Raw genomic sequence first — 16,016 nt, 5'->3', positions numbered from 1 at the left:
TCTTCAGGACGGAGAGCGGTTCATCCATGGCGAATGAAGACAAGCTGCGCGACTACCTCCGGCGGACCACGGCCGACCTGCTGCGCGCCCGCGCCGAGCTGGAGCGGCTCGAACAGGCCGAGCACGAGCCGCTGGCGATCGTCGCCATGGCCTGCCGCTACCCAGGCGGCGTGCGGACGCCCGAGGACCTGTGGCGGCTGGTCGAGTCGGGTACCGACGCGATCACCCCCTTCCCCCGCGACCGGGGATGGCCCCTCGACGAGCTGTTCGACCCCGACCCGGACCGGGAGGGCACCAGCTACGCCTCCGAGGGCGGGTTCCTGCACGACGCGGCAGACTTCGACGCGGAGCTGTTCGGCATCAGCCCGCGCGAGGCCCTGGCCGTCGACCCCCAGCAACGCCTGCTCCTCCAGTCCGCCTGGGAGGTCTTCGAACGGGCCGGGCTCGACCCGCGCGGGCTGTCGGGCGAGCGGATCGGGGTGTTCGTGGGGGTGATGTACTCCGACTACGGGTCCCGCCACGTGCGCGCCCCCGAGGGGTTCGAGGGATTCATCGGCACCGGCAGCGCGGGGAGCATCGCCTCCGGCCGCATCGCCTACGCCTTCGGCCTGCAGGGGCCGGCCGTCACCCTGGACACGGCATGCTCGTCGTCGCTGGTCGCCCTCCACTACGCCGCGCAGGCGGTCCGCCGGGGGGACTGCGACCTGGCCGTGGCCGGAGGCGCGACCGTCATGGCGACCCCCGCCACGTTCATTGAGTTCAGCCGCCAGCGCGGGCTCGCCCCCGACGGCCGGTGCAAGGCGTACGCCGCGGCGGCCGACGGCACCGGCTGGGCCGAGGGCGTCGGCCTGGTGCTCGTGGAGCGGCTGTCGGAGGCCCGGCGCAGGGGCCACCCGATCATCGCGGTCCTGCGCGGCAGCGCGGTCAACTCCGACGGCGCGAGCAGCCGCCTGTCCGCGCCCAACGGCGCGGCGCAGCAGCGTGTCATCCGGGCCGCGCTCGCCGACGCCGGTCTCGGCCCGGAGGAGGTGGACGCGGTCGAGGGGCACGGCACCGGCACCGGCCTCGGCGACCCCATCGAGGCCAACGCGCTCATGGAGGTGTACGGCAGGGCCCGCCCGGCCGGCGATCCGGTCTGGCTGGGCTCGCTCAAGTCCAACATCGGGCACTCCCAGGCGGCCGCGGGTGTCGGCGGCGTCATCAAGATGGCGCTGGCCATGCGGCACGGCGTGCTCCCCCCGAGCCTGCATATCGACGAGCCCACCTCGCACGTCGACTGGGCCGCCGGCGGTCTCGCCCCGCTCACCGCCGCCCGTCCCTGGCCCGATCGGGACCGCCCCCGCCGGGCCGCGGTCTCCTCCTTCGGCATCAGCGGCACCAACGCCCACGTGATCGTCGAGCAGCCTCCGGCCGAGACCGGGAGGCCCTCCCCTTTGGGGAGGCCGGGCGAGGGTAGGTCCGGCGCGGGGGGCGCCCTCCCACCGGTGGCCCCGTCCTCCGAGGAGGCCACGTCCGGCGCGGCGCCGGAGGTGCCCGGTGCGGGGCGGCCGGTGGTCTGGACGGTGTCGGGGCACACCGAGGGGGCCCTGCGTGCCCAGCTCGGCCGGTTGCGGCAGTGGGCGGAGGACAACCCCGGCGCCGACCCCGCCGACGTCGCCCACACGCTGCGTACGGCGCGGGCCGACCTCGCGCACCGCGCGGTCGTGGTGGGGACGGATGTGCGCGGACTGACCGGAGGACTGGCCGCTCTGGAGGAGGGCCTGCCGTCCCCGCATGCCGTGGCGGGGGAGGCGCAGGCTCCGGCGTGGCCGGTGTTCGTCTTCCCCGGCCAGGGGTCCCAGTGGGCCGGGATGGCCCGCGAGCTGTTCGCCGCCTCCGAGCCGTTCCGGGAGGAGATGCTGCGGTGCGCCGCCGCCCTCGCCCCGCACGTCGACTGGGATCTCGTCGAGGTGGTGACCTCGCCCGAGGGCGGCGCGGCCGACCTCCTGAGCAGGGTCGACGTGGTGCAGCCCGCCCTGTTCGCGGTGATGGCCTCGCTGACCGCCGCGTGGCGCTCCCTCGGCGTCGAACCGGCCGCGGTGGTGGGCCACTCCCAGGGCGAGATCGCGGCGGCGTACGCGGCCGGCGTCCTGGACCTGGCCGACGCCGCGGCCCTGGTCGCCCGGCGCAGCCGCGCCATCGCGGACATCGCGGGCGGCGGGGCGATGGCGTCGGTCGAGCTGCCGGCCGCCGAGGTCCGCCGCCGCTTCGGCGACCTCGACGGCGTCGCGGTCGCGGCCCTGAACGGGCCCTCCGCCACCGTCGTGTCGGGCGAGGCGGACGCGGTGCGCGAGCTCGTCGCCCGGTGCGAGGCCGAGGGCGTACGGGCCCGGCTCGTGCCCGTGGACTACGCGTCCCACTCGCCCGCCGTGGAGCCGTTGCGCGACACCCTGCTCGCCCGCCTCTCGGGGATCCGCCCCCGGTCCGGCGGCACGCCCTTCTACTCGACCGTGGTGGCCGGTGAGCTGGACGGCGCCACGCTCGACGCCGCGTACTGGTACGACAACCTGCGCGAGCCGGTGCGGCTCAGCAAGACCGTGGCCGCCCTGATCTCCGCGGGCCACCGGTGCTTCCTGGAGGTCAGCCCGCACCCGGTGCTGGCGGCGCCGCTGCGGGACACGGCCGAGGAGGCCGGCGTGGAGGCGGACGTGGTGGCCACGCTGCGCCGCGACGACGGAGGGCTCGACCGGCTGCTCACCTCGGCCGGATCGCTGTTCGCGGCCGGCGTCCCGGTGGAGTGGGGTCCGTTCGCGGCGGGGCAGGTGCTCGACCTTCCCACGTACGCCTTCCAGGAGCGGCGGTACTGGCTGGACACCGTCACCGCAGGGCCCGCCGGGCCGATCGGCCTTCCCCTGACGGGCCACCCCGTGCTCGGCGTCGCCGTCGAGGACGCCGCCGGGGGGAGGGTGCTGTTCTCAGGCGCGTTGCCGGCCGGGGGGTGGGCGCGGCAACACCGGCTGGGGGAGCGCGAGCTGCTGCCCGGGAGCGCGCTGGTCGAGCTGGCGCTGGCGGCGGGTGAGAGGGTGGGCCTGCCCGTCGTGGAGGACGTCACGCTCGTCGCCCCGGTGGAGACGGCGGGCCCCGTCCAGGTGCAGCTCGAGGTGGAGAACGCGCCGGGCGGCGCCACCTTCACGATCCACGCCAGGACGGGCGAGGGTGACGCTGCGGGTGCCTGGCGGCTCCACGCCTCCGGCTTCCTGAGCGCGGAGGTTCCCCCTGACAGGGCCGCCGGCGCGGAGCCGGTCGGGACGGGACAGGCGCGGCCGGACGTCTCGAGCGTCGAATGGCTGCCCGAGGGCGCGGAGCCGATCGACGCGGCGGCCGGGTACGACCGGCTGGCCGAGGCGGGGGTGCACTACGGCCCCGCACTGCGCGCCGTGCGCGCCGCCTGGCGGCGGGACGGCCAGCTGTTCGCCGAGCTGGCGGTCTACGCGTCGGCCGCCCCGGCGCGAGAGGCGGCGGTGCCGCCCTCGGGGGAGGAGGGTTTCGCGCTGCATCCCGCCGTGCTGGACGGCGCGGTGCAGGCCGCCTTCCTGGACCGTGTGACGTTGGATGACGGCCCGTTCGAGGTCGTCGTGCCCTTCGCCTGGAGCGGCGTGCGAGCGTACGCGCCGCCCGGCGGCCCCCCGGGGGCGCTGCGGGCGCGGCTGGGCAGGAGCGGCCCGGACACCTTCTCCGTGCTTCTCTCCGACCGCGACGGCAGGGTCGTGCTGACCGCCGACGAGGTCCGCGTACGTGCCGCACCGGAAGAGGCCGACCGCGAGGCGTCCCCCGCCGTGTCCCCAGGGCTGCGTCTGAAGGCCCTGGAGAGCCGGACCTCCGGGAACGACGTCTCTCCCGCGACGGCCGCCGGGGCGTACGCCGCCCTGGACGGCCTGAGCGCGCGAGAACGGGAGGATCGCCTGCTCGACCTGGTGGCGCGGGCGGTCGCCGGGATCCTCGGCTACGACTCGGCCGGGGAGGTACGTCCCGACCGGCCCTTCCGCGACCTGGGGCTCGACTCGCTGACCGGCGTGCAACTCCGCGACCACCTGGGCCGCACCCTCGGCCTGCGCCTGCCGAGCACGCTCGTGTTCGACCATCCCACTCCGCGTGCCCTGGCTCACCATCTGGGCGAGTCCCTGACGGGAGCCGCCACCGCCGCGGCCCCGGCGGTTCCGGAGCGGCGCGGTGGCGAAGTGGCGGACGAGCCCGTCGCGATCGTGTCCATGGCCTGCCGCTATCCCGGCGGCATCACCACCCCCGAAGGGCTCTGGGATCTACTGGAGGCGGGCGGCGACGCCATCGGGCCGTTCCCCGCCGACCGCGGCTGGGACCTCGCGGCGCTGTTCGACGACGACCCCGACATCCCGGGCACGTCCTACGCCCGCCACGGCGGCTTCATCCACGACGCCGCGGACTTCGACGCCGACTTCTTTGAGCTGAACCCCCGGGAGGCGCGGGCGGCCGACCCACAGCAGCGGCTGCTCCTGGAGACGTCGTGGGAGGCGTTCCAGCGCGCCGGCATCGACCCGGCCCGCCTCCGGGGCTCGCGCACCGGCGTCTACGTCGGCCTCATCTACACCGAGTACGGCGCGCGGGCCCAGGACGACCCCCGCGAGCACGGCGGCTACCTCGGCACCGGCAGCGCCGGGAGCGTGGCGTCCGGCCGGATCGCCTACACCTACGGCCTGGAGGGCCCGGCGATCACGGTGGACACCGCGTGCTCGTCCTCGCTCGTCGCCCTCCACCTCGCCGTACGGGCCCTGAGGGATGGGGAGTGCGACCTCGCCCTGGTCGGCGGCGCGACACTCATGGCCACGCCGGCGACGTTCGTCGAGTTCAGCCGCCAGCGCGGGCTGTCGCCCGACGGCCGGTGCCGGGCGTTCGCGGACGCGGCCGACGGGACGGGCTTCAGCGAGGGCGTCGGCCTGCTGCTCGTGGAGCGGCTGTCGGACGCGCGGCGCAACGGTCACCCGGTGCTCGCCGTCGTGAAGGGGACGGCCGTCAACCAGGACGGCGCGAGCAACGGCCTCACCGCCCCCAACGGCCCCGCCCAGGAGCGGGTGATCGAGGAGGCGCTGCGCGCCGCCGGGCTGTCCCCGGCCGACGTGGACGCGGTCGAGGCCCACGGCACCGGCACCACGCTCGGCGACCCGGTCGAGGCGCGGGCCCTGCTGCGCACGTACGGCGCGGGCAGGGGCGACCGCCCGCCGCTGCGGCTGGGATCGCTCAAGTCGAACATCGGCCACACCCAGGCCGCGGCCGGGGTCGGCGGCCTCATCAAGATGGTCCTCGCGCTGGAGCATGAGACGCTGCCGCGCACGTTGCACATCGACGGCCCGTCGCGCCACGTGGACTGGGACGCGGGCGGGCTCGAACTGCTCACCGAGGCCGTGCCCTGGCCCGCCGGGGACCGCCTGCGGCGCTTCGGCGTCTCGGCCTTCGGCATGAGCGGCACCAACGCCCACGTGATCGTCGAGGAGCCGCCCGCCGCGGACGCCGTACCCGAAGCCCGGCCGGAGCCGGTGCCCGCCGCCGCGGTCCCGCTGGTCCTGTCGGCCAAGTCGCCGGGCGCGCTGCGCGGCGAGGCGCGCAAACTGGCCGAGTACCTGGAACGGCACCCCGGCGTCCCGCTGGCCGACGTCGCGGCGGAACTGGTGCGCACCAGGGCCGAGTTCGGGCACCGGGCGGTTGTCGTGGCCTCGGACATCAGGGAGGCGGTCGAGGGGCTCGCCGCCGTCGCCGAGGGGACGCCCGCCGCGACCGCCGTCACCGGGTACGCCAGGCAAACCCGCCGGCCCGTCTTCCTCTACCCCGGCCAGGGCGCGCAGTGGGACGGCATGGCCCGGGCGCTGATCGAGGAGTCGCCCGCCTTCGCCGCCCGGATCGCCGAGTGCGCCGCAGCCCTCGACCCGGTCACCGGGTGGTCCCTGCGGGAGGCCCTGCTCGACGGCGCCGACCTGGGAAGGGTCGACGTCGTCCAGCCCGTCCTGTGGGCCACGATGACCGGCCTGACCGCGGTCTGGGAGTCCTTCGGCGTACGGCCCGCCGCGGTCGTCGGGCACTCCCAGGGCGAGATCGCCGCCGCGCTCACGGCCGGGGCCCTGTCGCTGGAGGAGTCGGCGGCGGTGGTGGCGCTGCGCAGCCGCGCGCTGCGGGCGCTGTCCGGCGGGGGCGCGATGCTGTCGGTCGCCGCTCCGGCGGACGCGGTCGCGGAGGCCATCGAGGCGACCGAGGGCGAGGTGGCCGGGATCGCGGTGGCCGCCATCAACGGGCCCGCCGCCACCGTCGTCGCGGGGGCCGCGGGAGCGGTGGACCGCCTGCGGCGCGAACTGGAGGAGCGGGGCGTGCGCGTCCGGCTCGTCGACGTGGACTACGCCTCCCACTCTCCCCAGGTGGAGCCGCTGGAGGCGGAACTGCTCGAGGTGCTGCCCGAGCCCGCGCCGGTGCCGGCGTACAAGGCCGACGTCTTCTCCACGGTGACCGGGGAGAGGGTCGATCCCGCCGGGGAGACCGATTTCGGACGGCCCGCGTACTGGTACCGCAACCTGCGCAGCCCCGTGCTGCTCCAGCCGGCCGTGGAGGCGGCCCTCACGGCCGGGCGCGAGGTCTTCATCGAGGTCAGCCCGCACCCGGTGGTCGGCATGGGGGTCCAGGAGATTCTCGATGCGCACCCGAAGGCCCACTCGCCCGCCGTGGTCGGCACCCTGCGGCGGGAGGACGGCGGCCTGCGCCGCGTGCTGGTCTCGGTGGCCGAGGCCTGGGTCAACGGCGTGCCGGTCGACTGGGGCGCCCACCTGCTCGCCGGGCCGTCGAGCCGCGCGCCACGGCCGATTCCCACCCTGCCCACCTATGCCTTCGACCGGCGTCGTCACTGGCTGGACGCGCCGGTGCGGACCGCGGCCGCCGTGCCGGGGGCCCGCCGGGCCGCCCATCCGCTGCTGGACGCCGTGCTGCGGCCGGCGGGGGAGGACCGCGTGCTGCTGCTCGGCCGTCTCGGGCTCGGCGACCACCCCTGGCTGGCCGACCATGCCGTGGAGGGCACGGTCCTGGTGCCCGGCGCGGTGCTCGCGGAGCTGGCCGCCTTCGCCGGGGGGACGGTGGGCGCGCCGCGCGTGGAGGAGATGACCCTGACCCGGCCGCTCATCCTGGAGCCGTCCGGCGTGACGGAGATCCAGGTGACGGTGGGACCGGCCGGGCCGGACGGGCGGCGCGAGATCGGCCTGCACGCCCGGCCCGCCTCCGGCCCGGACGCCGCCGACGACCCTCTCGGCGCGCCGTGGACCACCCACGCCGCCGGCGTCCTCGCCCCCGCCGTGCCCGGGTCCGCCGTGTCCGCGGGCCCGGACGGGAGATCCCTCGGGGGAGCGTGGCCGCCGGCCGGGGCCGTCCCCCTGCCCGTCGACGGGCTGTACGAGGACCTGGCGGCGATGGGCTACCGCTACGGCCCGGCCTTCCGGGGCCTGCGGGCGGCGTGGCGGTCGGGGGAGGACGTCGTCGCGGAGGTCTCCCTGGAAGTCCCCGCCGGCTTTCGCCTCGCCCCCACGGTGCTGGACGCCGCCCTGCACGCCCTCGCCCCCGCCCGCCTGTTCCCCGACGACGGCGCCGTACGGCTGCCCTTCACGTGGCGCGGATTCACCGCGTACGGCCGCGCCCCGGAGACCGTCCGCGTGCGGCTGCGCCGGGCGGGCGACGACGCGGTGGCCGTCGAACTGGCCGCCGCGGACGGCGCGCCGGTGGCGTCGGTCGACGCGGTGACGTTCCGCGCGGCCGACCCGGCCGACCTCGCCGCCGCTTCCGGCGGTGATTCGCTGTACGAGCTCGTCTGGGAGCCGGTGACCCCCGGCTCCGGTGTCCCGCGCGAGCACGCCTGGGTGCTCGGCGCCACGGACGCGGACTTCCCCGGCCTGGACGCGGCGCTCGCGGCCCTGGACGCCGGGGCGCCCGCCCCCCGCGTGCTGCTGATCACCGCGCCCGCCGCTCCACTGGACGGCGGCGTGCCGGAGGCCGTCAGGACGGCCCTGCTGGAGGTGCTCGGCACGCTGCGGCGCGGCCTCGCCGACGCCCGGCTCGCCGGGACGCTGTTCGTCGTACGCACCCGGGACGCGGTCGCCGTCGCCCCCGGCGACCCGGTGGGCGCGCTCGACGGCGCCGCCGTGTGGGGCCTCGTCCGCAGCGCCCAGAGCGAGGAGCCGGGCCGGATCGTCCTCGTGGACGACGGCGGCGCCCCGCTCGCCGCGGTGCTCGACGCCGCCGCCACCGGGGAGCCGCAGACCGCGCTCAGGGACGGACGTCCGCTGGCGCCCCGGCTGGCCCCGCGCCGCCCCGACCTCGTACGGCCGCGCGGCGGCTGGCGACTGGAGGCGGGGGAGGGCGGCGTCGCCGAGGACCTCGTGTGCCGGCCCGTGGAGGACCGGCCGCTCGGGCCCGGCGAGGCGCGGGTGGCTGTGCGGGCCGCGGGGCTCAACTTCCGCGACGCGATGCTGGTCCTCGGCATGTACCCCGGCGCGGCCGACCTCGGCACCGAGGGTGCGGGGGTCGTCCTGGAGGTCGGCGACGGCGTCACCGGCCTCGCGCCGGGAGACCGCGTGATGGGGCTCGTCGCCGGAGGCATCGGGCCGTCGGCCGTCACCGACCACCGCCTGCTCGCGCCGATCCCGGCCGGGCTCACGTTCGCCCAGGCGGCGACCGTGCCCGCGGTGTTCCTCACGGCCTACTACGCGTTGCGCGACCTCGCCGCCGCGCGGCCCGGTGAGCGGCTGCTCGTGCACTCGGCGGCGGGTGGCGTGGGCGGCGCGGCCATCCAGCTCGCCCGCCACTGGGGGCTCACGGTCTTCGGCACCGCGAGTCCCGCCAAGTGGCCGTACCTGGAACGGGCGGGCCTGCCGCCCGAGCGTGTCGCGAACTCGCGCGACCTGTCCTTCGCCGGGGCCATCCTCGCCGCGACCGGCGGCCGGGGCGTGGACATCGTGCTCAACTCGCTGGCCCGCGAGTTCGTGGACGCCTCGCTGGGGCTGCTCGCGAAAGGCGGCCGCTTCGTCGAGATGGGCAAGACCGACGTGCGCGACCCCGGCGAGATCCGCGACCGGCACGGCGTCCTCTACCGGGCCTTCGACCTGGCCGAGGCCGGGCCGGACCGGATCGCCGCCATGCTCGCCGACATCGCCGGGCTCTTCGCCGAGGGCGTGCTCGCCCCGCTCCCGGTCACGGCCTGGGAGACCGGCCGCGCCCCCGAGGCCGTACGGCACCTCGGCCTCGCCCGCCACGTCGGCAAGGTGGCGCTGCGGATCCCCCGCCCGCTCGACCCCGAGGGGACGGTCCTCGTCACGGGCGGCACGGGCGGCGTGGGACGGCTGGTCGCCGCGCACCTGGCCCGGCGGCACGGCGTACGGCACCTGCTGCTGGTGAGCAGGCAGGGGGAGCGGGCTCCCGGAGCCGAGGACCTGCGCGCCGAGCTGGACGCGCTCGGGGCGCGGCTGACGGTCGCCGCCGCTGACGTCGCGGACCGGGCCGCGCTGGCCCGCGTGCTCGGCGAGGTGCCCGCCGAGCGGCCGCTGACGGCCGTGGTGCACGCGGCCGGCGTCCTCGACGACGCCACCCTGGCCACCCTTGACGCCGGACGGCTCGACGCCGTGCTCGGGCCGAAGGCCGACGGCGCCTGGCACCTGCACGAGCTGACGCGGGACCTCGACCTCGCCGCGTTCGTGCTGTTCTCCAGCGCGGCCGGGATCGTCGGCAGCGCGGGCCAGGCGGCCTACGCGGCGGCCAACGTCTTCCTCGACGCCCTGGCCGCTCGGCGGGCCCGCGAGGGCCTCCCGGCGACCTCCGTCGCGTGGGGCCTGTGGCGGTCGGACAGCGCCATGACCGGCGGGCTCTCGGCGGCCGACCGGGCCAGAATGGCGCGCTCCGGCCTGCTGCCGATGGCGCCGGAGCACGCCCTGGCGTTGCTCGACGCGGCGCTGGACGCGGCCGCCCCGGCCTTAGCGGCCGTACGGCTCGACCCGGCGAGGCTGGCGGCCGTACCGGACCTCGCCGCGCCGCTGCGCGGGCTCGCCCGCGCGGACGCGTCCCCGGCGAGCGCTCCGGCGGGGACGGCCCCCGACCTGCCGGGCCTGCTCGCCGCGGCGGAGCCCGCGCGGCGGCGCGCGCTGGCGAACGAGACGGTGCTGCGGTACGTCGAGGCCGTGCTCGGCCGGGCGCCCGGGGACGACGCCGGCGAGCAGCGCAGCTTCCGGGAGCTCGGGTTCGACTCGCTGACCGCCGTCGAGCTGCGCAACCGGCTCGGCAAGGCGACCGGCCTGCGGCTGCCGGCCACCGTGGTCTTCGACCACCCGACCCCGGACGCCCTGGCGGAATACCTGCTCGGCCGCCTGGTCCCGGACGGCCCCGGCGGCCCGGACGACCGGGAGCCGGCGGTCCCGGCGCTCGCGGCTCCCCCCGCTTCCGTGAGCGGCGGGGAGATCCCGGCGACCGCGGAGGAGCTGTTCCGGTTCATCGACTCCGAGCTCCGATCCGAGGGACGGCGGCATGTCTGACGAGAAGCGACTGGTCGAGTACCTCCAGTGGACGACGGCCGAGCTCACGCGGGTGAAGCGGGAGCTTGCGGCCCTGATCGAACCCGAGCCGGTGGCCGTGGTGGCGATGGCCTGCCGGTTCCCCGGCGGCGTCCACTCGCCCGAGGACCTGTGGCGGGTGGTCGCCGAGGGCGCCGACGCGGTGGGAGAGCCGCCGGACGACCGCGGCTGGGATCCGGCACTGCACGAGCACACGAAAGCCGGGGGGTTCCTCGACGACGCCGCGGGCTTCGACGCCGCCTTCTTCGGGATCGCGCCGCGCGAGGCCGCCGCGATGGACCCCCAGCACCGCCAGCTTCTGGAGGTGTCGTGGGAGGCCCTGGAGCGGGCCGGCATCGTCCCCGCCTCGCTGCGCGGCAGCCGGACCGGGGTGTTCACCGGGGTGATCTACCAGGACTACGCCCCGCCCCTGGACGGCGTGCCGCCCGAGGCCGAGGGCTACCTGATGACCGGGAACGCCACCAGCATGGCCTCGGGCCGCCTGGCCTACACCTTCGGGTTCGAGGGGCCCGCCCTCACGGTGGACACGGCGTGTTCGTCCTCGCTCGTCGCGATCCACCTGGCCGTACGGTCGCTGCGGGCGTCCGAGTGCGACCTGGCGCTCGCCGGCGGGGCGACGGTCATGGCCACGCCCCGGGTGTTCATGGAGTTCGCCCTGCAGGGCGGGCTCGCGGCGGACGGCCGGTGCAAGGCGTTCTCCCGGTCGGCCGACGGCACGGGCTTCGGCGAGGGCGCGGGGATGCTGGTGCTGGAACGCCTCTCCGACGCCCTGCGCGCGGGCCACCCGGTCCTCGCCGTCATCCGCGGGTCGGCGATCAACTCCGACGGGGCGAGCAACGGCATCACCGCGCCGAGCGGCCCCGCCCAGCGGAAGGTGATCGAGGCGGCCCTGCGGGCGGCGGGGCTGGCCCCGGCGGACGTGGACGCCGTCGAGGCGCACGGCACCGGGACGGCCCTCGGCGATCCCATCGAGGCGGGCGCCCTCATCGAGGCGTACGGCACGGCCCCGGGACGGCGGGAGCCCCTGTGGGTCGGCTCGGTGAAGTCGAACCTGGGACACACGCAGGCCGCCGCCGGGGTCGCCGGGGTCATCAAGATGGTCCAGGCGCTGCGGCACGGGACGCTTCCGGCGACCCTGCACGCGGACGAGCCGTCCGCGCTGGTCGACTGGGACGAGGGCGGCGTGGCCCCGCTGACCCGGCCCCGGCCCTGGCCCGGAGGCGACCGGCCCCGCCGGGCGGGCGTCTCCTCCTTCGGCATCAGCGGGACCAACGCCCACCTCATCGTCGAGGAGCCCCCCGCGCCCGAGCCCCCCGCGCCCGAGCCCTCGGCGTCGGGCGGAGAGATCGGGGCTGCGCCGGAGCCTGGATTCGGCGAGGAGCGGCAGGCGGAACCGGGTGGGGAACCGGTGGCCGTACCCTGGGTGCTGTCGGGCCGGTCCTCCGAGGCGGTGCGCGCCCAGGCCGCACGCCTGCGCGACCTCCTGCGTGCCGGAGGCACGCTCGGGAAGCGCCTCGACGCGACCGGGGAGAGCGCGGAAGCGGCCGGGGAGCGGGTTGCCGGAGGCGCGGAGAGGTCGGGATCGGCCATTGAGAGGGCGAGCCACGGCGGGGAGGGGGTCGATCTCGCGGCGGTGGCGCGGACGCTGATCGGCGCCCGCTCGTCGTTCCGCCACCGGGCTGTGGCGATCGGCGCGGACGCCGCCGAGCTGTCCCGCGAGCTGGACGCGCTGGCCGCGCCCGCCGCGCCTGTCGGCGCCGCCAGGCCCGCCCCCGCGGTGGCCTTCGTGTTCTCGGGGCAGGGGACCCAGCGCCCCGGCATGGGACGGGAGCTGCGCCGGCGGTTCCCCGCGTACGCCGAGGCGTTCGACGCCGCCTGCGCCGCCCTTGACCGCGCCCGCGCGCTGCGCGGCGCGGACGGTCCGGGTGTGGCCGAGGTGGTGTCCGCCCCCGAGGGGTCGCCGACGGCCGCGCTGCTGCGGCGCACCGAGTTCGCCCAGCCGGCGTTGTTCGCCACCCAGCTCGCCATGTTCCGGCTGGCCGAAGACCTGGGCCTGACCGGCGGCGCGCTGCTCGGCCACTCGATCGGGGAGCTCACGGCGGCGCACGCCGCAGGGGCCCTCTCGCTCGACGACGCGGCGTCCCTGGTCGTCGCCCGCGCCCTGGCCATGCAGGCGGCTCCCGAGGGCGGCGCGATGGTGTCGCTGCGCGCCCCGGAGTCGGAGGTCGCCGCCTCGCTGAAGGAGGTGGAAGGCCTGGTCGCGGTGGCCGCGGTCAACGGCCCCCGCTCGACGGTGATCTCCGGGGACGCGGCCGCCGTCCGCAGGCTGGCGGCCGGCTGGCGGGCGCGAGGGGTGCGAACCAAGCCCCTCGCGGTGAGCCAGGCGTTCCACTCGCCGCACATGGACCCCGCGCTGCCCGGCCTGGCGGAGGCCGCCCGCGCCCTGACCGTACGGGAGCCCGCCGCCGTGCTGGTCTCCACCCGCACCGGGAGGGTCGCGACGCGCGAGGAACTGGCCGCGCCGGACCACTGGTCCGCCCAGGTGCGCGAACCGGTCCGCTTCCATGACGGCGTGCGGGCGCTGCGCGCCCTCGGCGTGGACACCTTCGTGGAGATCGGCCCCGACGCCACCACGTCCGGGATGGTCGCCGACTGCCTCGCGGAGGAGAGCGGCGAGGTCGCCGCCATCCCGCTGGTGCGCGACCCGTCGGCCGAGGCCCGCTCGGTGCTGCGCGCGCTCGCCCAGGCGTACGCGCGGGGCGTCGCGGTCCCCTGGGCGAAGGTGATCGGCGAGGGCCCGGCCGCCGACCCGGCCGCCGTCCCGACCTACCCCTTCCGGCACGAGCGTCACTGGATCACCCCCTCGTACGGCGTCCGGGGCGGCTCGCCGCGCGAGCGGGAGCTGTGGCGCGCCGTGGACGACCTCGACGCCGGGCGGTTCGCCGCCCTCGTCGGCGGCGTCGCCGCGCCTCCCGACGTCGTACGGGAGGTGGTGGCGGCGCTGCGGCGCTGGCGGTCCGACGCGAGCGGGCAGGGGCCCGGCGAGATTCCGGCGCCGGCGTCGTCCCCGCTTGACGGCGTGCCCGCCGCGGAGCGGCACGGCGTGCTGCTGGCCATGGTTCTCGTTGCCGTGGACGGCGCCCTCGGGCATGCCGCCGGGGCGGTCGGCCCGCACGACGACCTCACCCAGGCAGGCATCACCTCCTTCGGCGCGCTGGAGATTGCCGGGCGGATCTCCCGCGAGACCAGCGTGAACGTCCCGCCCGGCCTGGTGCTCGACCACCGCACGGCCCACGAGCTGGCGGCCCGCCTGGACGAGCTGCTCGCCTCCTCGGTTTCCGAGATCGCCCCAGCTGCCGAGACCGCTCAGGCGCCCGCGAGCTTCCCGCCGGACGGCCCGGGCGCCGGCGACCCGCACCGACGATCCGAGCACGACGCCATGGAGCCCCGATGACCACTGACACCGCCGCCGCGCTCGCGCGGCTGCGCGGGCTGCACCGGGACGGGGCGCTCGCCGAGCGCTTCGACGAGGTGGGCCCGCTCCTCGCCGCGATGTCCGCAGAGGACGCCGCCCGGGCGGCGCGGCTGCTCGCCCGCGCCGACCTGGACGCCGCCCGTGAGCTCCACCCGCGGCTGCCGGCCGTGCGGGTGACCGTCACCGGGCACGGCACGCTGGAGGCGCTGCGCGTCGGGCTCGTCGGCGAGCTGGCCCGCCACGGATACGTGCCGTCCGTCCGGCTCACCGGCTTCGGCTCGTACGTCTTCGAGCTGGGCGACCCGGGCAGTGAGCTGTACGCCGAGAAGCCCGACGTCGTGGTCTGCGTGCTCGACCACGCGACCGTGTTCGACGAGGTGGGCGTGCCGTTCACGGTCGAGGACGCGGAGCGCGTGCTCGCCGGGAAGGTCGCCCTGTGGCGGGGGCTGGCCGCGCGGTACGGCGAGAGCGGCTCGGGGGCGCTCGTGCTCAACACGGTGCCGCTGCCCCGCGTGTGGCAGGCGCGGCTGCTCGACCACAGGTCGCGGGCCCGGCTGGGCGCGGCCTGGCGCCGGGCCAACGCCGAGCTGCTGGAGCTCGGCGCGTCCGCCGACCGCGTGGTCGTGGTGGACGTCGACCCGCTGCTGTCGTCCGCGACCGAGCTGAGCGACCCCCGCTTCGAGACCTACGCCGGGGCGCACCTGTCCGACGGACTGCTCGGAGCGTACGCGCGGGAGCTGGGCCACCTCGTCAGGGCGAGGACCGGACGGGCCAGGAAGGTGCTCGCCCTCGACCTGGACGGCACGCTGTGGGGCGGGATCCTCGGCGACGACGGCGTGGAGGGCATCGAGGTCGGGCACGGCTCGCGCGGCGAGGCATTCCGCCGCTTCCAAGGCGTGGCGAAGCAGCTCGCCTCCCAGGGCGTGCTGCTCGCCGCGGTCAGCAAGAACGACCGGGACACGGTGCTCGCCGCCCTGCGCGACCACCCCGGCATGCTGCTGCGCGAGGACGACTTCGTCCGGATCCTGGCCAACTGGAGCCCCAAGCCGGTGAACCTGCGCGCGCTGACCGAGGGCCTCAACCTCGGCGGCGACAGCGTCGTCTTCGCCGACGACAGCGTTCACGAGTGTGCCGCTGTCGCGGCCGAGCTTCCGGAAACCGTCGTGGTCCACCTGGGCGACGATCCGGCGCTGCACGCGACGACGCTGCTCGCCGACGGGTGGTTCACCACGACCGAGGTCACCGCGGAGGACCGGGCGCGGACCCGCCGCTACCACGAGGAGGCGGCGCGCTCGGAGTTCCTCGCCGCCGCCGGCTCGGCCGAGGAGTTCCTGGCCGGCCTGGACGTGTCCGTACGGCTGGCCCCCGCGGAGCCGGGGGAGACCGCCCGGCTCTCCCAGATCACGCTGCGGACCAACCAGTTCAACCTCACCACCGAGCGCCTGTCGCCGGAGGAGGTCCGGGAGCGGGCGGAGCGGCCCGGCTCCCGGGTGCTGGCGATCTCGGCGGCGGATCGCTTCGGGAGCAACGGCGTCGTCGGTGCGGTCTTCCTGCGCGCCCGGCCGGAGGGCCTGGTGATCGAGAACTTCCTGCTGAGCTGCCGGGTCTTCTCCCGCGGCATCGAGCAGGCAGTGCTGTCGGCGGTGCTCCACGCGGCCCGGGAGGCCGGTTTCGCCGAGGTCCACGGCCGCTACGTGCCGACCGCCAAGAACGGCAAGGTCCGCGATCTCTACCCGCACTACGGCTTCGCCCTGGCGGGGGAGACGCCGCCGGAGTCGCGGTTCGTCCATGACCTCGGCGAGATCGTCGGCGTGCCCGCCCATCTCACGCTGCATGCCGAGGGCCGGGTGGTCCTCCCTCGAGGCGTTGACAATCTGAGGCTACCTCAGGTTGACTGTGCCACGACGTAAGGTGAGGAAACCTCCGCATACGCCCCTTTGACCCCC

The 16,016-nt window shown here is 76.7% G+C and carries 3 protein-coding genes; all 3 read left to right on the top strand.

Annotated features, from left to right (window positions below):
• Positions 1-26: 26 nt before the first annotated feature.
• The 3 genes from N5079_RS30700 to N5079_RS30685 are packed head-to-tail and all read left to right on the top strand — an operon-like array spanning position 27 to position 15,980.
• Complete coding sequence (locus tag N5079_RS30700; protein WP_261587662.1) at positions 27-10,556, top strand: type I polyketide synthase; 10,530 nt, start codon at positions 27-29, stop codon at positions 10,554-10,556.
• Positions 10,549-14,049 carry a type I polyketide synthase gene (locus tag N5079_RS35410; RefSeq protein WP_315967900.1) on the top strand — a complete coding sequence of 1,167 codons (3,501 nt, stop codon included), beginning with the start codon at positions 10,549-10,551 and terminating at the stop codon, positions 14,047-14,049. Before N5079_RS30700 ends, N5079_RS35410 begins: the two co-directional genes overlap by 8 nt.
• On the top strand, positions 14,046-15,980 hold the full coding sequence (locus tag N5079_RS30685) for an HAD-IIIC family phosphatase (RefSeq protein WP_261587661.1): 1,935 nt from the start codon (positions 14,046-14,048) through the stop codon (positions 15,978-15,980). The genes N5079_RS35410 and N5079_RS30685 overlap by 4 nt, the downstream gene beginning before the upstream one ends.
• Positions 15,981-16,016 lie beyond the last annotated feature (36 nt).

This window comes from Planotetraspora sp. A-T 1434, from assembly GCF_025420585.1.
GTDB lineage: Bacteria > Actinomycetota > Actinomycetes > Streptosporangiales > Streptosporangiaceae > JAOEGB01.
The sequence above is the reverse complement of the archived record's forward strand: the minus strand, read 5'-3'. Positions and strand labels throughout refer to the sequence as shown.

Bases quoted from the DNA above. Each gene is read 5' to 3' on its own strand.
- N5079_RS30700 (WP_261587662.1), top strand. From the start codon at position 27: ATGGCGAATGAAGACAAGCTGCGCGACTACCTCCGGCGGACCACGGCC.
- N5079_RS35410 (WP_315967900.1), top strand. From the start codon at position 10,549: ATGTCTGACGAGAAGCGACTGGTCGAGTACCTCCAGTGGACGACGGCC.
- N5079_RS30685 (WP_261587661.1), top strand. From the start codon at position 14,046: ATGACCACTGACACCGCCGCCGCGCTCGCGCGGCTGCGCGGGCTGCAC.